At 64.2% G+C, this 21,378-nt stretch carries 17 protein-coding genes; 11 read left to right on the top strand and 6 right to left on the bottom strand.

What is annotated here, in order from left to right:
* The first annotated feature begins 109 nt into the window (after window positions 1–109).
* Window positions 110–2,074, top strand: a complete 1,965-nt coding sequence (locus F8237_RS18660; protein WP_151646771.1) for a methyl-accepting chemotaxis protein — start codon at window positions 110–112, stop codon at window positions 2,072–2,074.
* Between the two features lie 146 nt (window positions 2,075–2,220).
* Here F8237_RS18660 and F8237_RS18655 read toward each other — a convergent pair whose 3' ends face one another.
* Window positions 2,221–4,389: an EAL domain-containing protein gene (locus F8237_RS18655; RefSeq protein ID WP_151646769.1), complete on the bottom strand. Its 2,169-nt coding sequence runs from the start codon at window positions 4,387–4,389 to the stop codon at window positions 2,221–2,223.
* 513 nt (window positions 4,390–4,902) lie between these two features.
* Between F8237_RS18655 and mepA the strand changes: the two genes are divergently transcribed.
* The 5 genes from mepA (at window position 4,903) to modC (ending at window position 9,048) form a co-directional block, all read left to right on the top strand.
* Window positions 4,903–5,847 (top strand): penicillin-insensitive murein endopeptidase, encoded by a 945-nt coding sequence (gene mepA / locus F8237_RS18650; protein ID WP_151646767.1) that lies wholly within the window; start codon window positions 4,903–4,905, stop codon window positions 5,845–5,847.
* Window positions 5,848–6,161: 314 nt separating this feature from the next.
* On the top strand, window positions 6,162–6,665 hold the full coding sequence (locus tag F8237_RS18645) for a hypothetical protein (RefSeq protein WP_162006111.1): 504 nt from the start codon (window positions 6,162–6,164) through the stop codon (window positions 6,663–6,665).
* A 233-nt stretch (window positions 6,666–6,898) separates the two neighbouring features.
* Window positions 6,899–7,681 (top strand): molybdate ABC transporter substrate-binding protein, encoded by a 783-nt coding sequence (modA, locus tag F8237_RS18640; protein ID WP_151646763.1) that lies wholly within the window; start codon window positions 6,899–6,901, stop codon window positions 7,679–7,681.
* Window positions 7,682–7,687: 6 nt separating this feature from the next.
* On the top strand, window positions 7,688–8,383 hold the full coding sequence (gene modB, locus F8237_RS18635; protein WP_151646761.1) for a molybdate ABC transporter permease subunit: 696 nt from the start codon (window positions 7,688–7,690) through the stop codon (window positions 8,381–8,383).
* Between the two features lie 2 nt (window positions 8,384–8,385).
* Window positions 8,386–9,048 carry a molybdenum ABC transporter ATP-binding protein gene (modC, locus tag F8237_RS18630; RefSeq protein ID WP_151646760.1) on the top strand — a complete coding sequence of 221 codons (663 nt, stop codon included), beginning with the start codon at window positions 8,386–8,388 and terminating at the stop codon, window positions 9,046–9,048.
* 45 nt (window positions 9,049–9,093) lie between these two features.
* Here the strand turns inward: modC and F8237_RS18625 are convergent, their stop codons facing one another.
* The gene (locus tag F8237_RS18625) at window positions 9,094–10,887 is read right to left on the bottom strand and encodes a potassium/proton antiporter (RefSeq protein ID WP_151646758.1); all 1,794 of its coding nucleotides are present in this window, start codon (window positions 10,885–10,887) and stop codon (window positions 9,094–9,096) included.
* Between the two features lie 210 nt (window positions 10,888–11,097).
* Between F8237_RS18625 and F8237_RS18620 the strand changes: the two genes are divergently transcribed.
* Together F8237_RS18620 and map are read left to right on the top strand one after the other, a co-directional pair.
* Window positions 11,098–12,414 (top strand): mechanosensitive ion channel family protein, encoded by a 1,317-nt coding sequence (locus F8237_RS18620; protein WP_151646756.1) that lies wholly within the window; start codon window positions 11,098–11,100, stop codon window positions 12,412–12,414.
* Window positions 12,415–12,533: 119 nt separating this feature from the next.
* Entirely contained in the window at window positions 12,534–13,352 is an 819-nt protein-coding gene (gene map / locus F8237_RS18615; RefSeq protein ID WP_014439361.1) for a type I methionyl aminopeptidase, read from the top strand.
* 78 nt (window positions 13,353–13,430) lie between these two features.
* On the opposite strand, the gene F8237_RS18610 is transcribed toward map, so the two are convergent.
* Window positions 13,431–14,924 (bottom strand): glucosaminidase domain-containing protein, encoded by a 1,494-nt coding sequence (locus F8237_RS18610; protein ID WP_162006110.1) that lies wholly within the window; start codon window positions 14,922–14,924, stop codon window positions 13,431–13,433.
* 145 nt (window positions 14,925–15,069) lie between these two features.
* On the opposite strand from F8237_RS18610, the gene F8237_RS18605 reads away from it, so the two are divergent.
* The 3 genes from F8237_RS18605 (at window position 15,070) to F8237_RS18595 (ending at window position 17,485) form a co-directional block, all read left to right on the top strand.
* Entirely contained in the window at window positions 15,070–15,681 is a 612-nt protein-coding gene (locus tag F8237_RS18605; protein ID WP_151646752.1) for a JAB domain-containing protein, read from the top strand.
* 131 nt (window positions 15,682–15,812) lie between these two features.
* Entirely contained in the window at window positions 15,813–17,066 is a 1,254-nt protein-coding gene (locus F8237_RS18600; RefSeq protein ID WP_116968893.1) for a tyrosine-type recombinase/integrase, read from the top strand.
* 131 nt (window positions 17,067–17,197) lie between these two features.
* On the top strand, window positions 17,198–17,485 hold the full coding sequence (locus F8237_RS18595; protein WP_232824134.1) for a thermonuclease family protein: 288 nt from the start codon (window positions 17,198–17,200) through the stop codon (window positions 17,483–17,485).
* 150 nt (window positions 17,486–17,635) lie between these two features.
* Here F8237_RS18595 and F8237_RS18590 read toward each other — a convergent pair whose 3' ends face one another.
* From F8237_RS18590 to F8237_RS18580, 3 genes are read right to left on the bottom strand one after another with little or no spacing between them, the layout of a single operon-like run.
* Window positions 17,636–19,573 (bottom strand): DUF3732 domain-containing protein, encoded by a 1,938-nt coding sequence (locus F8237_RS18590; RefSeq protein ID WP_162006109.1) that lies wholly within the window; start codon window positions 19,571–19,573, stop codon window positions 17,636–17,638.
* The gene (locus F8237_RS18585; protein ID WP_137901409.1) at window positions 19,570–20,070 is read right to left on the bottom strand and encodes a three component ABC system middle component; all 501 of its coding nucleotides are present in this window, start codon (window positions 20,068–20,070) and stop codon (window positions 19,570–19,572) included. Before F8237_RS18585 ends, F8237_RS18590 begins: the two co-directional genes overlap by 4 nt.
* 3 nt (window positions 20,071–20,073) lie before the next feature.
* Window positions 20,074–21,270: an ABC-three component system protein gene (locus F8237_RS18580; protein WP_137901410.1), complete on the bottom strand. Its 1,197-nt coding sequence runs from the start codon at window positions 21,268–21,270 to the stop codon at window positions 20,074–20,076.
* Window positions 21,271–21,378: the final 108 nt, after the last annotated feature.

Genomic DNA, 21,378 nt, shown 5'->3' with positions numbered 1-21,378 from the left:
AGGATGGGACGGCCCCCGTTGAAACACGGAGGCTGTGCCGTCCTTGTTGTTAAGCAATTTCTGACAGCGTTCGACAAAAGCAAGATTTTGGAAATGCATGGGAATTCTGATGATCAAGCTCAAGTCGATTGCCGCTCGCCTGATTCTCGCCATCGCGCTCACGGTTGCGGTGGCCTGCGCCATCCTCTCCGGCTTCTCGATCACCCAGCAGCGGGCGCTGACACGAATGGCGCTCGATCAGCAGCTCAAGCTGCAATATGAGAGCGTGATCGCGGCGATCGACTATGAGGGGCGCGCGGCGCTGGCGGTCTCGTCCGTGATTGCCGCCCTGCCGCCGGTTGGCGACGCCATCGCCAAGGGCGACCGCGACAGCCTGCTCGCGCTGCTCGGCGACGCCAACAAGGCGCTGAAGGCGCAGGGCATTCCGCTGATCACCTTCCAGCTTCCGCCGGCGATCTCATTCTTCCGCGTCCACACGCCCAAAACCTTCGGTGACGACGTCTCTGCGCGCCGCGCCACCGTGGTTGAGGCGCTGAAAACCGGCCGCCAGATCGTCGGGGTCGAGCCCGGCCGCGAGGCGCTCGGCATCTTCGGCATGACGCCGATCGTTCGCGACGGCAAGAACCTCGCCAATGTCGATGTCGGCGCCGCTTTCGGCAAGGAATTCGTCGACCGGGCCAAAAAGCGCTTCGGAATCGACCTTGCGGTCTACTCCGTCGACGGCAAGAATTTGAACAAGCTGTCCTCGACCTTCGGCGAGAATGCCGTCGCCAAGCCGGACGAACTGAAAGCGGCGGTCGACGGCACTCCGCTGCTGCGTGAGGCCGAGCTCGACGGTCATCCTGTCGCAGTCTACGCCGGCCCGATCAGGAACTATGCGGGAGCGCCGGTCGGCGTGCTCGAGATCATCAAGGACACGACGGAATACGAGGCCGCGTTCGCTACCGCCGAGCGCAATCTGATCCTCGGCACGGTCGCGATCCTGGCCGTTGCGATCGTGCTGGCGCTGCTGCTCGGACGCGGCCTGTCGCGCCCGCTCACCGCGATCACGGCCGTCATGAACCGGCTGTCCAGCGGCGACACCAGCGTCACCATTCCCGGCAGCGAGCGCCCGGACGAGCTCGGCACCATGGCCAAGGCGGTCGAGATGTTCCGCCGCAACATGCTCGAATCGGTCGCGATGCGCGAGGCGCAGGAGGCCGACAAGGCCAGGGCGGAGGTCGAGAAGCAGGCGCTGCAGCGCCAGATGGCCGACCGTTTCGAGGCCGACGTCAAGGGCGTGGTCGCGGCGGTCGCCAGGGCCACCGAGGGCATGCAGAGCGTCGCCGGCGAGATCACTGCAAGCGTCAACGGCACCTCGCAGCGCGCATCCGCCGCGGCGACGGCGTCCGAGGAAGCCTCGACCAGCGTGAATGCGGTTGCCGCGGCGACCGAGGAACTGGCCTCGTCGGTCAGCGAGATCGGCCGTCAGGTCACCCATTCCAGCCAGGTCGCGAGCGGCGCAGTGGTCAAGGCGGCCGAAACCACCGAGATGGTCACCAGCCTTGCCGGCGCCGCCGAGCGCATCGGCGACGTGCTGCGGCTGATCAGCGAGATCGCGAGCCAGACCAATCTGCTGGCCCTCAACGCCACCATCGAGGCGGCGCGCGCGGGCGAGGCCGGCCGCGGCTTTGCCGTCGTCGCCTCCGAGGTGAAGGAGCTGGCCAGCCAGACCGCGAAGGCGACCGACGAGATCGCAAGTCAGGTCAACGCGATCCAGGTCGCGACCGGCAATTGCGTCACCGCCATCTCGGGCATCAGCGACACCATCCGCGAAATCAGCGGCATCACCACGACAATTGCCGCCGCGGTCGAAGAGCAGGGCTCGGCGACGCGGGAGATCGCCCGCAGCGTGCAGCAGGCCTCCGCGGGCACCACCGACGTCTCCGCCAATGTCGCCGGCGCGAGCCAGGCCGCGGATCAATCGCGCGCCCTGGCCGGCAATGTGATGGTCGCCTCGGGCGAGCTCGGGCAGCACGCATCGGCGCTGAAGACGAGCGTGGATACGTTTTTGGCGGGGCTGCGGGCGGCGTAAGGCTTCGGCTTTGAGTTAGGACAGACGAGCCGCGGGCTCGCTTAAACCTCTCCCGCTTGCGGGAGGGGGCACCGCCAATCACCCTTCGTCATGGCCGGGCTTGTCCCGGGCATGACGACCTTTTCGGATCGCGACAGCTCGCAGCCTCACGCCACCATCGCGGCGTCTTCCTCATCGCCGTCGATGCCGCGCTGCGCCTTCAGCAGGCTGATGATCTCGACGTTGGGCCGGGCCTTGCTGAACAGAAAGCCCTGGCCCTCGTCGCAGCCTTCGGCTCGCAGGCAGCTCAGCTCGGCCTCGGTCTCGACGCCTTCGGCGGTGATGGTGACGCCCAAGCCTTTGCCGAGGCTGACGATCGAGCGGATGATCGCCTGGGCCTCGCGGTTGGCGCCGAGATCGCGCACGAAGGACTGGTCGATCTTGATCTTGTCGAACGGGAAGCTGCGCAAATAGCTGAGGCTGGAATAGCCGGTGCCGAAATCGTCCATCGAGATACGCACGCCGAGCGCGCGCAGCGCATGCAGCGTCGCCAGCACCTGCGCGCTCTTCTCCAGCAGCAGCGTCTCGGTGATCTCGAGCTCGAGCCGCCGCGGCGGCAGGCCGGAATGCTTCAGCGCGTCGGTCACCACCGAGAGCAGATTGCCGCTGCGGAACTGCAGCGGCGACAGATGGACGGCGACGCGGACGTCGTCCGGCCAGGTCGCGGCGTCGAGGCAGGCACGGCGCAGCATCAGCCCGCCGAGTGGATTGATCAGGCCGGTTTCCTCGGCCACCGGAATGAACTCGGCCGGCGAGACCATGCCGCGCTCGGCATGCGGCCAGCGCACCAGCGCCTCGAAGCCGGTGATGCGCCCGCTCGTAAGGTCGATCAGCGGCTGGTAATACGGGCGGAGCACGTCGTTCTGGATGGCGTCACGCAGCTCGACCTCGATCTTGCGGCGGCTCTGCGCTTTTGCATCGAGCGCGGCCTCGAAGAAGGCGAAGGTGCCGCGCGCATCGGCCTTGGCGCGCGACAGCGCCATGTCGGCGCTCTTGAGCAGCTTTTCGGAATCGTCGCCGTCGCCGGGGGCCATCGCGATGCCGATGGAGGCGCCGATCACCACGGAATGGCCGTCGAGCAGATAGGGATCGGCGATGGCTTCCAGCAGGCGCTTGGCGAGGATCACCGCGTCTTCGGGCCGGGTCAGGCCGCTTTGCACGATGGCGAACTCGTCGGAGTTCAGCCGCGCCAGCGCGTCCTCCTCGCGCAGGGTCGAGCGCAGCCGCTTGGCGACGCCGCGGAGCAGCTTGTCGCCGACCGCATGGCCGAGCGTGTCGTTGACCGCCTTGAAATTGTCCAGCCCCAGCATCAGCAGCGCGACCTTGTCGGAGCTGCGCCGCATGTACTGCAGCATCTCGTCGACCTGCTGGCGCAGCAGATTGCGGTTGGGCAGGCCGGTGAGCCCATCATGCTGGGCCATGAAGGCGAGCCGCGCCTCGGCGCGCTTGCGCTCGGTGATGTCCATCAGCGCGAGCAGCACCGCCGGCCGCTCGGCATAGGTCAATTCGCGCGAATAGATCGCAAGATCGATCAGCGCGCCGTCCGCCTTGACGTGCTTCCAGGTGCGCGCCGCCTGCTCGTCGCTGGACCGATCGATGGTCCAGGGCGGCTCGCTGTCGAACGCCTGCAGGGAGCGGATCTTCAGCCGCTCGAACTCGGCGCGGCTATAGCCGTAATGGGCGACCGCGGCGTCGTTGACGCCGAGGATGCGCTCGTCGTCCAGCGCGCAGACGATCATGGGCACGGGATTGCCGTCGAACAGCAGCCGGAACGAGGCCTCGCGCTGCTTCAGCTCGGTGATGTCGACACGCAGGCCGACCACGCCGCCGTCATCGGTGCGGCGCTCCTCGATCAGGATGACACGGCCGTCCGACAGCGTCTGCTCATGCCGCTTGCCGGGCTCGTAGAGCTTCTTCAACCGCTGCGCGATCCACTCGTCCTCGTGGCCGGCGGCATCCGGATAGTCGCCGCGGGCAACGCCGACGCGCAGCGTGTCCTCCAGCCGCGCGCCTTCCTTGAAGAGATCGGCGGTCTTGCTGTAGATCTCGGAATATTGCTTGTTCCAGAGAACGTAGCGGCCTTCGGGATCGAGGATCACGATGCCCTGCGGCAGCAGGTCGACGGCCTGACGCAGCCGCTCATGCGATTTGCGCGCCTCGGCGATGGCCGCTTCGGCTTCCGCGCGGCTTTTCACCAGCGCCTGATCTTCAACGGGCCGATGAGGTGCGCGCGCGAATCGCGGCTTGCGCGGCTGTCGGCCAGCCTTCGCAAGCACGTTCTGCTTTCGCTTTTTTGTCTTTCGAGACCCCAAACCCAACTTCACTCGTCCTAGCCGCGTCCAGCGGCCGCAAGCTTTGAGGCAAGTGTCTGAAAAAAAAGTAATCTTCGGCGGACTGGCCACGGAACCGCCGGCTCGCAGACAGGCCGTTTTGCCTGTTTGAGAGGCGCGAGGGGCATCGACGGGCGCGGCGAGCCTGTTCCCTCGTCGCAATCGGAGCGAGAGGTGGTGCAAAAACGCGCGCTCTCCATGAATCAATTCCGGAGCCGCGTCCGATTGCATGCATGAGACAGGCGAATCTCGATCCGCGCACGAATAATGGTCAACGCAGGATACGGTTATCGCGCTGTTAAAAAAGCGACCGGACGGCGCGAAATCCAGAACTTTCGCGCGATCCCGGATGGTCGTGATGCGCACCGAGCCCGCGGCTGTAAAGACAGCGTGAGGCCGCCGTTGGCTGCAAGCCTGATTGTTAACCCTGAGACGGCGTTCGGCTATAAGGAGATCAGCATGAGTCCCCGCCGCCTCGCCCCTCTCCTGCTCGTCATGACGTTCCTGGCCGCCGGCGACGCGCTGGCCCAGGACAAGGGCAGCGTCACGCCAAAACCCCTGCCGCCGCTCGCCAACCCCGATGATCCCACGCTCGGCGCCAAGGAGCTGTTTGCGCGCAAGCTGTTGCCGTCGAAGGGGCCGGCCCATGTCATCGGCTCCTACACCAAGGGCTGCATCGGCGGCGCCATGCCGATGCCGCTCAACGGCGACCATTGGCAGGTGATGCGGCTGTCGCGTAACCGCAATTTCGGCCACCCCGACATGATCGCGCTGATCAAGCGGCTGGCAGCCAAAGCGAGCAAGGATTCCGGCTGGCCCGGCCTCCTGGTCGGCGACATCGCCCAGCCGCGCGGCGGGCCGGCGCTGTCAGGCCATGCCAGCCACCAGATCGGGCTCGACGCCGACATCTGGCTGACGCCGATGCCGGACCGCCGGCTCTCGCGCGAGGAGCGCGAGGAGATGTCGGCGGTGATGATGGTGCGGCAGGACCGGCTCGACATCGACCCGAAGGTGTTCACGCCTGCCCACGTGCTGGTGCTGCGCGACGCCGCGCAGGAACCGGCGGTGCAGCGCATCTTCGTCAATGCCGCGATCAAGAAGGCGCTGTGCCGCGACGCCAAGGGCGACCGTTCCTGGCTGTCGAAGATCCGGCCGTGGTGGGGCCACGATTATCATTTCCACATCCGGATGCACTGCCCGGCGGGATCAGGCGAATGCGAGGGCCAGCCGTCGCAGTCCGAGGACGAAGGCTGCAAGCCGGCCGATCTCGCCTATTGGTTCAGCGACGGCGTGCTGCACCCGAAGCCGCCGCCGGAACCGCCCAAGCCGAAGCCGCCGATGACGCTGGCCCAGATGCCGGCCGCCTGCAAGGTGGTGCTGCACGCAGGCGACGCCAAGCCGTAGCGTACGCTGTCTCCTCCCGATCGGTGTCGTCCCGGGGCGCGAAGCGAGCCCGGGACCCATACTCCCGGAGAGAAATGCGGGGCGCGCTGATAACCACGAGTCTTCGCCAAACTCCTTCTTGTGGCTATGGATCCCGGGCTCGCGCTGCGCGCGCCCCGGGATGACAGACTCATTACTGGCTCCTATCCCGCGGAATGCGCTAGGATCGTCCTCGCCGCCGTGCCGTAAGCCCGTGGCATCCCGGGACGCGCATCCCGCTCCTCACACCTGACCGCAAGCCCACGTCTGTCGCGTGGCCAACGATGGGATTTGACATGCGCGTCCTCGCCATCCTCGCCGCGCTTTCGCTCGGCGTCACCTCCGCTCTCGCCGCCGAAGAGCCCAGCGGCTGCGACAAGTTCAAATGGCCGATCGAGCGTGAGCGCGCCGCGCTCACGGCGCCGGATCGCCCCAGGCTCGCATCGGGGAGCGAACAGGCCGCGCTGCCGTCATCGGCCATCACGCTGGGGTTGGTCGCACCCGCGGAGGCAAAACTGCCGACGCCGCCGGAGCGGGCGCCGAAGGACGGCACCTTTGCCGGTTTCACCAGCGTCAAGACCGCGAAGGCCGGGCTCTATATGATCAGTCTGTCCGGCGGAGCCTGGGTCGACGTGGTGCAGGACGGCCATTTCCTGAAGCCCGTGGCCTTCAGCGGCGCCACCGACTGCGACGGCATCCGCAAGACCGTGAAATACCAGCTGTCGGCGCAGCCTTTCGTGCTCCAGATCAGCGGCGCCGGCGACAATTCGGTATCGGTCGCGATCCTGCCGAGCGAGTAGGCACCGCACGGACCATACGTCCGGCTTTGGCCTCAAAAGGTCAGCTTTGACCTCAAAAGGTCAGCTTTGACCTGTTCCGCCAGCCTGTTATGGTCACGCCCAGCGACATCCTGAAGGACCGTAAGTCCGTCGGGCTCACCGGAACAGCGCTTCCGCCGATCGCGAACCTTTACTCAACCAACGCCGTCTTGCGTGCCTGATTGGCGCGCGCAAGCGTGTATGGAGCGCTCCCGATGTCCCGCCTTTCCGTGCTTTTCTCCGCCTTCGTCGTTCTGCTCGCGGCCTTCTCGCCTGCGGCCGCGCAGGACAAGACCATCACCGTGTTCGCGGCAGCCTCGATGAAGAACGCGCTCGACGAGATCGACGCGGCCTACACCGCCAAGACCGGCGTCAAGTTCAGCGTCAGCTATGCCGCAAGCTCCGTGCTCGCCAAGCAGATCGAGCAGGGCGCGCCGGCCGACGTGTTCGTCTCGGCCGACACCGACTGGATGGACTACGCGACAGCCAAGAAGACCATCAACGAGCCTTCCAGAGTCAATCTGCTCGGCAACAGCATCGTGCTGATCGCTCCGAAGGATTCCAAGATCGACAACGTCACGATCGCGCAGGGCTTTGATCTCGCCAAGCTTGCCGGCGACGGCAAGATCGCGACTGGCGACGTCAAGTCGGTGCCGGTCGGCAAATATGCCAAGGCGGCTCTGGAGAAGCTCGGAGCCTGGACCGCTGCGGAGCCGAAATTCGCAATGGCCGAGAGCGTGCGCGCCGCGCTGACGCTGGTCGCGCGCGGCGAGGCCAATCTCGGCATCGTCTATTCCACCGATGCCAAGGTCGAGCCGGGCGTGAAGATCGTCGGCACCTTCCCGGCGGATTCGCATCCCGCGATCATTTATCCCGTCGCTGCGACCACCACCGCGAAGCCCGAGACCAACGACTATCTCGCCTTCCTGCGCTCGACGGCCGCCAAGACCATCCTGGAAAAGTACGGCTTCAAGTTCCTGATCAGCCCCACAACCTGATTTTTCGTGCTCGACATCTCTCCCGCCGAATGGACGGCGATCCTGCTCTCGCTCAGGATCGCCGTGATCGCGACGCTGGTGGCAACGCCATTCGGCATTGCGCTGGCATGGCTGCTTGCCCGCCGCGATTTCTGGGGCAAATCATTTCTCGACGCGGTGGTGCATCTGCCGCTGGTGCTGCCGCCGGTCGTAACCGGCTATCTCCTGCTCCTCACCTTCGGCCGCAAGGGCCTCGTCGGCGGCTTCCTGGCCGACTATCTCGGCATCGTCTTCTCTTTCCGCTGGACCGGTGCGGCGCTCGCCTGCGGCGTGATGTCGTTTCCGCTGCTGGTGCGCCCGATGCGGCTGTCGATCGAGGCGATCGACCGCCGGCTCGAGCAGGCCGCGGAGACGTTGGGCGCGGCGCCGTGGAAGGTGTTCTTCACGGTGACGCTGCCGCTGGCGCTGCCGGGCGTGCTCGCCGGCATGGTGCTCGGCTTTGCCAAGGCCATCGGCGAGTTCGGTGCGACCATCACCTTCGTCTCCAACATCCCCGGCGAGACCCAGACGATTTCGTCCGCGATCTATTCGCTGATCCAGACGCCGGACGGTGACACGGCAGCGGGCCGGCTCGTGATCGTCTCGATCGTCCTGGCACTGGGCGCATTGATCGCCGCCGAATGGTTCGCCCGCCGCGCCACCGCGCGCCTGCACGGGAACTGATCATGCTGCGGGTCGACGTCGAAAAACAGCTTGGCGAATTCTCGCTCTCCGCATCCTTCTCCAGCGAAGGCCGCGTCATCGGCCTGTTCGGCGCATCGGGCGCGGGCAAGAGTTCGCTGGTCAACATGATCGCCGGGCTGCTGCGGCCCGATCGTGGCACCATCGTGATCGACGGCGAGACCGTGGACGACACCGCGGCCGGCATCCATGTGCCGACCTGGCGCCGCCGCATCGGCTATGTGTTCCAGGATGCCCGGCTGTTTCCGCACCTGAACGTCGCGCAGAATCTCGACTATGGACGGCGCATGAGCGGCCTCGCGTCCGATCCGGCACAGCACAAGCGCATCATCGACCTGCTCGACATCGGCGCCCTGCTCGATCGCCGCCCCGGAAAGCTTTCCGGCGGCGAGCGGCAGCGCGTCGCGCTCGGCCGCGCGCTGTTGTCAAAGCCGCGACTGCTGCTGCTCGACGAACCGCTCGGCGCGCTCGACGAGGCCCGCAAGCTCGAGATCCTGCCCTATCTGGTGCGGTTGCGCGACGAGGCCAACATCCCGATGGTCTATGTCAGCCACGACGTCGCCGAGCTGCGCCAGCTCGCGACGCAGATCGTGATGCTGAAGCAGGGGCGGGTGACATCATTCGGCGGGGTGAAGGTGCTGACGTGATGACCATGGCCCATCCCGCCGAACTCAATGCGGGTTGCCCCGCACCTAAACCCCCGCGACCGAGGTCCACACTTCCGCAAGCTTCCTCCGCAGCGCCTGCCTGCGCGTCAGCGGCACGGGCGTCTCCTCGTCTTCCGGCAGACGCAGGCCGACGACGCTGACGCGGCCACCGGAGATGCTGCGAGCGACGAGGACGATCTCATCCAGCGGCAGTTCCGCCCCTTCTTTCGGCGCACGGTCGAGATGGACGTCGAAATAGTCAGCCAGGGTCAGCTTGCTTTCGTCCTCGCCGGCCTTCACGCCGTAGATCTCGGCAAGCTCGGCCAGCGTGTGATCGCCGGAAACCATGAAGTCGCCGAGCAGATGCGGGTCCGGCGCCGAGCTCGGCTGCATGTCGACGAAAAAGCGGTCGAGCGACTCGGCCTTTTCCGGCGGGGCCAGCAGGTAGATGTAATCGCCCGGCGCGATCGGATCGGCCTCCACGGGCGTCAGGATGTTCTCGTTGCGGATCACCAGCGTCGGCTTGGACCAGGACGGGATCAGGCCGCGGCGGAAATACAGGCTCTTCGCGCGCACCGGATAGCCAACCAGCTGCTGCTCGAGCTGGCCCGGCAGATCGAGCTCGACGCGGCGCGGGCCGCGCTCGGCGCGCGGCAGCGCGACATGCAGCTTGCGCGCGGCCGGCGCCAGGGTCCAGCCCTGCAACAGCAGCGAGATGATGACGACGACGAAGGCAACGTCGAAATAGAGATAGGCTTTCGACAGGCCGACCAGCATCGGGATCGAGGCCAGGAAGATCGCGACCGCGCCGCGCAGGCCGGTCCAGGCGATGAAGATTTTCTCGCGCCAGTTGAACCGGAACGGCGCCAGGCACACGAACACCGCGATCGGCCGCGCCACCAGCATCAGGACGAACGCGACGGCGATTGCGGGAAGAACGCTGGCGCCAAGCCGGCTCGGCGAGACCAGCAGGCCGAGCAGCACGAACATCACGATCTGCGCGAGCCAGGTCGCGGCATCGAGGAACGCCACCACTGAATTATGCGCGCGGGTCGGCCGGTTGCCGATGATGATGCCGGCGAGATAGACCGCAAGGAAGCCCGAGGCGTGCATGATCTGCGAGCCGCCGAAGATGACGAGCGCCGCGGTGGTCACGAACGGCGCATGCAGGCCCTGCGGCAGCGCCACCTGGTTGAGCGCGATGACGACGAGACGTCCGCCGAGGAAGCCGACGGCAGCGCCGAGCACCGACTCCTGGATGAACTCCATCGCCACGTGGCCGGCCGAGCTCGAGCCCAGCGAGATGTATTCGACCAGCATCAGGGTGAGGAAGATCGCGAAGGGATCGTTGGTGCCGGATTCGGCTTCCAGCGTCGCACCGACGCGGGGGCGCAGGCGCAGGCCCTGGGTGTGCACCAGCAGGAACACCGCGGCCGCGTCGGTCGAGGCCACCACGGCGCCGACCAGCAGCGACTCCGTCCAGTTTAGGTCGAGCGCGTATTTGACGAACGGCGCCGTGATCAGCGCGGTCAGGAGCACGCCGACGGTCGCGAGCACCACGGACGGCGCGAGCACGGTGCGGATGCTGGCAAAGCGCGTCTTCAGGCCGCCATCGAACAGGATCAAGGCGAGCGCGACGGAGCCGACCAGATAGGTGGTGCGGACGTCGTCGAACTGGAGCTGCCCGGGGCCGGAATCACCGGCGAGCATGCCGACCGCAAGAAAGACGAGCAGCAAGGGCGCGCCGAAGCGCAGCGCAAGCAGGCTCGACAGGATACCGGCCATCACGAGGACGGCACCGAGCAATATGGCGAGGCTGACAGAGTCGAGGGAGGCCATCCACCTTCCGGGTACGAATTGCTGGATTTGCATCCTTATCGTCGCAGCCCCGGCGCGCCAACCCATTTCTCCAGCTCGCGGCAATCTGCCCGTATTTTGCGGCCTTAACGCGCTTCACTTGGCGGTGTATCGATGGCCGCGCCGCTGCCTTTGTGGGATTCTGCGGCGCCTTCGAATCAAATCCTTCTGACCCGCCTTCCGACGAGACCAATGGACATGGACCTGAAAGACTTCATGGAGTTCGTGCAGACCACCGCACGCAGCGTCGGGGCGGAAATCTCCTCACCTTGGTTCTACCTGCAATTCGGCCTGATGCTGGCCGCGGCCGGCATTGCCTATGCCGCGGAAGCGACCATTCGCAGCCGCGTCGACACGACCTCGCTGGCGATGCGGTTGCCGCTGCCGCTCCGGCGCTTTGCCCGGATCATGGTCGCGAGCGCCTCGACGGCGGTGTTCACCCTGCTCGTGATCGTATCCCGCGTGGTGATGTACCATGCGACCTGGCCGAGCCGCTCCTACCTCCTGATGGTCGCGGCCAAGCTGGGCTTCGCCTGGCTCGCGATCCGGCTGGTGACCTCGGTGCTGCGCAACGCCTTCATCGTCAGGCTGGTGTCGATCACCGCCTGGTTCGTCGCGGCGCTGTCCATCCTCGGCCAGCTCGATTCGACGGTCGACCTGCTCGACTCCGTCGCGATCGTGCTCGGCGGCTTCAGGCTGACGCCGCTGCTGGTGATCAAGGCGGGCGCGCTCCTGCTGATCGCGCTCTGGCTCACCAACATCGCCAGCAATTTCGCCGAAAGCCGGATCAACGCGACCAGCGATCTGACGCCGTCGGTGCAGGTGCTGCTGGTCAAGATCATCCGCATCGGGCTTCTGTCCGTCGCAATTGTCATTACGCTCGGCACGGTCGGCATCGACCTCTCGGCGCTCGCGGTGTTCTCCGGCGCGGTCGGCGTCGGTATCGGTATCGGCCTGCAGAAGATCGTCGCCAATTTCATCTCGGGCATCATCCTGCTGGCGGACAAATCGGTGAAGCCCGGCGACCTCGTCACCATCGGCGACAACACCGGGCGCATCAGCGCGATGAAGACGCGCTATATTTCCGTCGCCGCCGGCGACGGCCGCGAATTCCTGGTGCCGAACGAGGATCTGGTGACGCAGAAGGTCGTCAACTGGACCTATACCGACAAGAACACGCTGGTGAAGATCGCCTTCGGCACCAACTACGACGCCGATCCAAGGCTGGTCTGCAAGCTCGCCGCCGAGACCGCCGCCGCCCATCCCCGCGCCCAGAAGGGCAAGCCGCCGAACAGCATTTTGACCGAATTCGCGGAGGCCGGGATGAAGTTCTCGCTGACCTTCTGGATCGCCGACCCCGACGGCATGGACAACGTCAAGAGCGACGTCATGCTGGCGCTGTGGGACGCCTTCAAGCGCGAGGGCATCCGGGTTCCCTATCCGGTCCGTGAAATCCGCATCCGCGGCGGCGCTCTGCCGGTGGAAACCACCGTAGAAGTCCCGAATTAGCCCGGTTTCGGCCGCAAGGCAGGCAGGCCCGGCTTGCATGCAGGCCCGCAACCATTAGATTGGGGCGTGAAATCAAGCCTTTCCGCGACATCGAGATTGAGCCCAGAAGACCGCCCCGCATGAGCTACGTCGAAGCCTCCGATACCTCCCTGCGCAAGACCGGACAGATCAAGCTGCATGGCCCGGGCGCCTTTGCAGGCATGCGCAAGGCCGGCGCCCTGGTAGCCAAGTGCCTCGACGAGCTCACCGACATCGTCGGGCCGGGCGTGCCGACCGAGCGTATCGACCAGTTCGTCCGCGACTTCGCCTTCGACCACGGCGCCTATCCGGCGACGCTGATGTATCGCGGCTATCGCTACTCGACCTGCACCTCGCTCAACCACGTGGTCTGCCACGGCATGCCCGGCGACCGGCCGCTCAAGGAAGGCGACATCGTCAACATCGACGTCACCTTCATCGTCGACGGCTGGTATGGCGATTCCAGCCGGATGTACGCGGTCGGCCCGATCGCGCGCAGGGCCGAGCGGCTGATCGAGGTGACGTATGAAGCCATGATGCGCGGCATCGCAGCGGTGAAGCCCGGCGCCACCACTGGCGACATCGGCCACGCCATCCAGAGCTTCGTCGAACCGCAGGGCATGAGCGTGGTGCGCGATTTCTGCGGCCATGGCCTCGGGCGCATGTTCCACGACGAGCCGAACATCATCCATATCGGCCGGCCCGGCGAAGGCGTCCAGCTCAAGCCCGGCATGTTCTTCACCATCGAGCCGATGATCAATCTCGGCAAGCCGCATGTGAAGATCCTCTCGGACGGCTGGACCGCCGTCACCCGCGACCGTTCGCTGTCGGCGCAGTTCGAGCACTCGGTCGGCGTCACCGCGACGGGCGTCGAGATCTTCACGCTGTCGGAGCGGCACGGCGAGAAGCAGATCGGCTGATTGCCGGTCGCGTCGAAATCCAAAGCTTGCATTCGAGGCTATAGAGACGCGAGAACCTTCCACAGCCTCGAAGCCGCCTCAAAAGGCTTTGCTCTTTCGCAGCGAGACCGCTTTGGCCGAAACCAAAACGTTTCGGTCCGATGCGTACGCTGCCGCTAGAGCCTCACGCACGACCCCGCGCCATTGATCGGCTGCTGCATCAGGAATGGGAAAAGCCGCCTGATGGGGCGGAATCATTTCGTTATATTTCTTGTCATACGCGACGAGATCGCCTCGCGTCGTTCGGGCCGGGCGGGCCTGAAAGCTGACGGCGGCGGGGCGGACGCCGGGCTTGCTACATGCCGCGTTCTGTTCCGGCGATGGCGGCGCCTCCCCACCCGGATAACCGTTCTTCCATGCGCAGACTGAATCTGCACGAACCGTCAGCCCATCACGGAACGCATAAGCGACCTGAACGTAGTGCGAAGTCTCCATGTCTTCGTAACCCAGGCCCGCAATAGGGATTTGCCAGCCACTCATTTCAACGCCCGAGCTGTAGACCGCTTGGAGGCATCTATCCCGACTTCCACCAGCCTCCGCGCAAGCGGTTGCAATCCAACGTGCCATGCGATCGACGGTAGGTTCAAGTACTACTACCGTGGCGCTCTTTGGCCCAACGACAGTGCGGCTATGTTCACAACTTGCGCGGTTCGTCCCCTTCAGATTTGCACAGGACACAACCGTATATTGGCAGGCACGGATCGCGCCGTCGGGCAGCGACTCGTAGCCGGGCCAAGCGCTCGACTTCAGAGGCACGCAATCAGCGCCAGCAATCCAATAGCGCCCTGATGCATCCCTTTTAAACCATCCCAACACCTTCTCGACGTCGGCTTCGGACGGCACTGGCGTCCCTTGCCCTGAAGCAGCGGCAGCCGTCGCTTGCACTGCGCTGACCTCCTGCGACTTTGCAAAGACTCCTGCCTTCCGTCCGGAATTCATTACTTCCGAGGGGTACCCTGAATTGGGATTGTACCCCGCCTGCTGAATACCCTTCAGCCAAGCCTCCGCGACAGCTTCATCGCTGCCACCCTCAGCAATTGCCGCGCGAGCAGCCGCGGTCGCAGATTTATACCTAGAGGCACGAGCGAGCTGCCCTGCGACGAATCTTATCGAATCTTCCCAGGTTGGGAAGACGGCATAGACCTTGCCAGGATCATCCGCTGGCTGGCAGGCCAAGGTCCACGAGCCGAGATTCGCCTCTCGCGCGGATTGTCTAAACTTCCAGCCGAACAAGTTGTTCGCATTGATCGCAGTTCTGGTCCAGCCAAACCCGCTCTCCTGCACCGCCATCGAAAGAACACCGCCCTGAGGCACCCCGAGTTCGTCCTGAAGGCTCCTCGCCACGGGTCTCAGGCGGGATACGAAGGCGCTGCGTTCGGACGCCGTGGGATGTCCAGGCTTAGGGTCGTAACACCCCCAATTGGAATCATCTGCGGCACGTACGGTACTGATTGAAAGAACCAGGCCGACCAGCGAGAGGAACGCCATCAAAGCTAAAGAAGCAGGGGTTCGCTCAATAGATTGAAATAACATTCGGAAATGCCCCATAAGAAAGTCAGTACTATACAACCATAACGAGCTTCATGGCAACTCAACAATTGTCGCAGACTGCCCAGCGCGCCGCATCACCTGCTGCTATGGTTGCAATACTCGTTCGTTGAAGCGATGCTGACGGCCGATGCCCGCCAAGCCAGACCACGACAAAACCAGCCCCGAAGACACGCCGCACTATCACGGCCATCGCGAGCGGCTGCGCGAGCGCTTCTACAGCGCGGGGGCGGATGCGCTCAGCGATTACGAGCTGCTGGAGATGGCGCTATTTCCCGCGCTGCCGCGGCGCGATACCAAGCCGCTCGCGAAGACGCTGATCAAGACGTTTGGGTCGTTCGCCGAAGTCGTGCATGCGCCGGTCGCGCGCCTGCGCGAGGTCGAGGGCGTCGGCGAGGCCGCGGTCAACCAGCTCAAGCTGATCGCGGCCGCGGCGAGCCGCGTGACCAAGGGCGAGGTCAACAGCCGCAACGCGCTATCGTCCTGGAACGAGGTGATCGACTATTGCCGCTCCAGCATGGCCTTCGCCGACAAGGAGCAATTCCGCCTGCTGTTCCTCGACAAGCGCAACCAGCTGATCGCCGACGAGGTGCAGCAGACCGGCACCGTCGACCACACCCCGGTCTATCCGCGCGAGGTGATCAAGCGCGCGCTCGAACTATCGGCCACCGCGCTGATCCTGGTACATAACCATCCTACTAGACCCACATCGATCACGCTCGATCACGCCCAAGCACATTGAAACACCACGATTTTTGGGCTTGAAAAGCTTCCGGTGACTGGGGCAAACTGAGGGCGGTAATTGGGGGATCGGAGCACATTCCGACCCCAATAACCGACTGACTACCGCCCTCAGTTTTCGGGAGACGTAGCATGGGCAGCCTCACCGATGGCGCGATCCGGCGCAGCATCAAGGACGTCGAACTGACCGGAAAGCAGAAGTCCCTGGCCGACGGCGAGGGACGCGGCGTGGGCCGCCTGGTCCTCGTCGTGCGGCCGATGCCTAAGCGGGTGCTGGCGGAATGGATGGCCCAGCAATGGCGCGACGGTAAGCGGATCAAGGCGAAACTCGGCGACTATCCATCGATGTCGCTCGCCGCAGCCCGAGAGGTTTTCAAGCGCGACTTCGCGGACGCGATCCAGAAGGGTCGGAGCATCAAGATCGTCACCGATGCTCGGCCCGGAACCGTCGCCGACCTTTTCGAAGCCTACGTCGCCTCGCTCAAAGAAGCAGGTAAGCCGTCCTGGAAGGAAACGGAGAAAGGACTGAACAAGGTAGCCGACACTCTTGGGCGCAACCGCCTTGCCCGGGAGATCGAGCCGGACGAGGTGACGGAGGTGCTCCGCCCGATCTTTGAGCGTGGGGCCCCTGCCATGGCGGACCACGTCCGCTGCTACATCCGCGCAGCTTACAGCTGGGGAATGAAATCGGAGCACGACTATCGAAACACGTCGCCGCGCCGATTTCGACTGGTCTACAATCCGGCGGCAGGTATCCCGACTGAGCCTAAGGTCGTCGGGTCCCGGTGGCTGGACGAAGATGAGTTTGTCCAGCTCTGGCGATGGCTCGAATGCCCCGACGTGCCGGTGCACCCGCCCTATCTGCGGGCCGTTCAGATCCTGATGCTCACGGGCCAGCGGGTCGAGGAAATCGCGCGCCTTCACAAGGATCAGTGGGATTCCCGCGAACGAATTCTCGACTGGTCAAAAACCAAGAACAGCAAGCCTCATGCGGTCCCTGTTCCGTCCTTGGCGGCGGAGCTTCTCGATTCCATTAAGCCGAACGAACATGGGTGGTTCTTCCCCTCGGCGAAGGATCCATCGAAGCCCGTCAGCCATGGGACGCTCTATGCCTTTATGTGGCGCCAGCGCGACCGCGGCGTCATCCCGGTCGTGACCAATCGCGACTTGCGGCGAACGTGGAAGACGCTGTCAGGCAAGGCTGGCGTGCCGAAGGAAATCCGCGATCGCATTCAGAACCATGCGCTGCAGGACGTTAGCTCCAAGAGCTACGACCGCTGGAACTACATGCCAGAGAAGCGAGCTGGCATGGCGCGCTGGGACAAGTTCGCCCGCACCATGCTGGCCAAGAAGCCCGTCCGCCGGCCAGCGAAGCAGGCGGCGTGATCTCGCGCGTACTTATGATCGTGGCGTGCGTCTTGGCCGCTGGGGCGGCTGCGACCCCGGCAGCTGCGGATCCGTGCACAGCACCGGTCCCCACTCGCGCCGGTCACTCCTTTTCGGGCCAGGTCCGTTACGTGGGTGACGGCGACGGCCTGTGCGTCGGCGATTCCCCAGATCCGACGACTTGGATCGAGGTCCGCCTGGCGGATTTCGATGCGCCCGAGCTTCACGCCCCAATCGGAGCGCGTGCCAAGGCAGCACTGGAAGATGTCGCTCTCGGCCGCGGGGCCTTCTGCACCGCGGTGCGTGGCCGCAATGGCCGCGTGCAGGTCTATGACCGCGTCATCGCCGTCTGCCAGATCAGCGGACGATCGATCGGAACATTGTTGCGGCAGATCGGCGCGCCTCAGGGCGGCCGCTAGCCCGAGAACCTGTAGCTCCCTAGGCTCACCCGCTGTCGCTCGAGCGTCCAAGCTCCTGTGGACCCGCTTCGCACAGACGATGAGATACTGCCTCGGTGCCGAAGCAACATGCCGGCCATCGCCGACCCCGCGCGGGCTGATCCCGCAAACTCACTGTAACCAGCTCGCGGGAATGAGCTTCTCGCCCTTCCTCCATCGCTCGATCACCGCCGTTGCGAACCACTCCGGCTTTAGGTCTGCGTGATCCATGATGATGATCTGCAGCTCCGGCGCGAGTTCGGCCGCTGCATCGGCCGCCAGCTTGAAGAGCTGCAGCACGGCGGTCTGGTCCTCGTCGGAAAGCCCGTCGATTGAACCTTCCGCATCGCGGTCCGGTGGATAGTGAGCTTGAGATGGCTGGTCGAAAATGATGAACCCCGGCACGGGACGCTTCTTTTGACGAAACCATTTATGGAGAGCCAGGTGTGCCAGGACGTGGTAGCCGACCCAATTCTCGCCGCTTCCCATCCGGAACAAAGGGACCGGACCGTCAAGAGTATCAGCGACGACCGTCAGGGCCCTGATGTCGAGCCTTAGCTGGCTACCTCGGTGCTCCAGTTCCAGATCGTCAGAATACTGGGTCATGTAGCGGCCGATAATGTTCAAGAAGGCATCAAGCTTTTCCTTCATCGCTTCGGCGTCGAGCTCCCGCTCCAGCGCCGCAACCCGAATCCGGCTTGCCGCGATGGCCGATTTCAGCCCTGAGCTGGTGTCGGCGGTGCTGGCGGTCTCGACATACTGAGTGATCTTTCCGGTTGTTCGCGCCTGTAGAATGAAGCTGTCCTGTTGAACGCGGAGGATCTCGTTCTCCCTCATTCGCGCCGCAATCTGCTGCTGGTTTTCCCGCAGACGCTGCTCGATGTCGGCCTCTTCGCGATTGAGCGACGCCAATCTGAGCTGAAGCCGCGGGTTCTCAGCCTCAACCGCCTCGAGTTGATCGCTGAGCTCCTGAAGCGAGCGCTGCATCTGCACCACGGTCGGCGCCGGCACGGGAAGCTGGCTTTCGCACAGCGGGCAATGAGCGGAATCGTGATCGCCATGTTTGATCAGGCCGACGGAGCTCAAGCGAGCTCGCTGCTCTTTTGCTTCACGTTCGTAGCCACTCGTCTCCGACGTAAACGTCCGGGTCGATCGAATCTCGGCGTTGACCCTCTCGAGTTCGGTTCGAAGACCCTGGCGTTCAGCGCGTAGGCCAGCCAGCACGTCCTCGCCGTCACCCACCATAAAATTGTCGCGCACGCCGGTGTCACGCACCACGCGCTGAAGAACCGCAAGGACCGCCTCGTAGGTGAGCGCGACAGTCCGCTCGTCGATAAGTCCCACCTGTTTGGCTTCGTCGACAAGGGCGCGCGCACGCGGGTACGTGCTGCTATCAAGGGCGTCCGCGTCGCGGAGCTGGCGTTCTAGCTGACGTAGTTCGCGTTTGGCCTGATCGAGCTGGGATTGCTTGAATAGGCGGTCTTCATCCACGGCCCCAAGGAAATAGGGCAACGTATCTTTGATGGCCTGACTGACGAAGTCCTCGCCTTGCCGGTGGAACAGGCGCTGTTTGCTGTCGATGTCGTTCTGGTCTTGGAAGGAGAGCAACAGCGCGTGCCGGAAGTTTGCCTCCAGCGGGTCGCGGGTTGGGGTCGGAGGTCGATGTTCGTTCTCGCTGATGCCGATCGCGGCGCCGAGGAACTTCTCTACTGCGCCCACCGTCGTGTTTTTGAACAGGGCGGACTCCGACGGTGTCTCGATGCTCGACCCTCGGTCCATGTAGATATCGCCGTTCGTTCGATCGCCGACATCGGGGTTGCGACGGGCGATGAAGATCTGTCCGTCGCCAATTTGAAACAGCAAAGCATACCAGCCGACATACTTGCGGATCACGCCATCCGCGACGTTGCATTCGCTGCGGCCCGTACAGTAATCGATGATGTCGATTATCGCTGACTTGCCGGTTTTTGAGCCGCCGGTCAGTATATTTAGCTCGCCGGGTCTGAACACGACCTCGCGAACTTCACCCCGGCGACTGTAGAGAATGAGCTTGGCAATTTGCAGACTCACGGTGTCACCCCCCACGCGGCGTAGATTGTTGCGGTTGTGCCCGCGGCGGCAAACCATCGTCCCAAGAAACCTGCCCGGTCGACGCACTCGCGGGCTTCTGCGGTGAACAGCGCGGTCCGCTTCTCGGTCGCGGTTTGACGCTTCGCCCCAACGCTCAGGTCGCCGCTGTCCGCCAGCGCCAAGATCTGGTGCTGAGCACCGAACACAACGGCTTCGCGGGTGATCGCGCTCAGGCGCGTCACCCTGTTCGCGAAGTCGACAAGTTGCTCACGGTTGTCCTGAATCCAAGGCAAAAGCGAGGTCACTGTCGAGCTCGGCAACGCTCGCCGCGTGCCCTGGTGCAGAACGATCGGGAGAATAAGGAAGGTGAGAGCAAACGGGAACGGCCGCCCCGCCTTCTTCGTATAGTCTTCAGTCGTCTTCGCCAGCAAAGTGGCGCAGAAAGCCGGATTGAACAGATAAGCTTCTTCGGTGACGCGGTTCGACCAGGGCTGCATGGATTAGCCCACCCCGTCATCGGAAGGGTCATCCTGGTCGCTCTGATATTCAGGATGCCACCCGACTGCGTATCGATTCGACAGTATGTGATAGCTGCCGTGGGTCAGGAACCGGTCCCGAACGCTTCTCAATGTAAACTGGGCCTCGTTCTCCACCCATTTGTAAAGCAGCTGCCCGGCGGCGACCTTCTCGGTGGGCGGGCAACCCGGGCCGAGTTCGTCGACCAAGGCGGCGTGGCGCGGCTCCCACGCTTCCACGAGCTGCCGCTCATAGTTCTCGAGTTCGCCACCTACGAGAAGCTCTTCGCGCGCCCAGCGCGATCGCTGCTCGGACGCTCGGTAATAGTCTCGAATCGCGAACTCCACGCGCCGCGGGCCGACCTCGATCCTTCGCAACTGTTTCACGAAAGGACGCTTGTCGAGTTCGGCGACGACCGTCGGTGACGGATAGGTGGACGCATAATCGACCGGCAGGGCGTCTCGCCTGAACTCCTCCCGAAGTTCATCGACCCGCTGGTCAATGGCGAGCACGGGGATGGCCGAAGGGCCTGCTCCGGAGAGGGCCTTGATCACCACGCCGAACCACCATCCTTCAAGGCGCTCTACCAGATGGTCGACCTGATCGCGCGGCGCGGCGTGAACGAGCTCGCGCGCGATCTCATCCCCGACGTCGACGATGTTGGGCGAGCCGTCGAGAACGAGGATCGCCTTCAGCATGCTTTGACGCAAATCTTCCGGCAGCGCCGAGTAGGCTTGATAGGCTGCAGCGTTCTCCTTGTTCTTGGATGAAGCAGCGGTCTTCAGGAGCAGCTGATCAGCGGCCGACTCATCCCGTTCGCGCATGCGCAAGAGCGCCGCCGCTGACCCATCTGGCGCGAACCCTGTCGTCAACAGGACGAACTTGATCCTGAAGGGCGCCTCGACGTCTTCCGTCACGCGCTTGGTCCAGATGAGCAACGTTTTCCACAGATCGACGCTGGCATCCGTCAGGTTGCCCAGCTTGCCCACATGGTGCTTGGTCTGGATAAGCTGTGTCGGCTCACCGTTGACCTCGAACCCCACATCGTCGAACTTCTCGATCGAAATCTCCAGTTGGGGCGACTTGGCGATAGCCTGAAGACCGGCGAGCAAGGCGTAGCGGCATTGAAAAAGGTAGCCAGTCGCCGAAGCGCTGGCTTCGTGCGTGCTGGCTGGCTTCATCCCTGGCTCTGGCCCCTACTCAAATGAAGATTCCTTCGGTTCGGTAATTACAGCGATCACCTTCAATGTAAGTGACCGCTCGTGCAATACAGAATGCCCAGTCCTGTC

Origin of the sequence: Bradyrhizobium betae, from assembly GCF_008932115.1 — a bacterium.
GTDB classification, from domain to species: Bacteria; Pseudomonadota; Alphaproteobacteria; order Rhizobiales; family Xanthobacteraceae; genus Bradyrhizobium; species Bradyrhizobium betae.
This window is presented reverse-complemented; position numbering and strand designations above follow the sequence as displayed.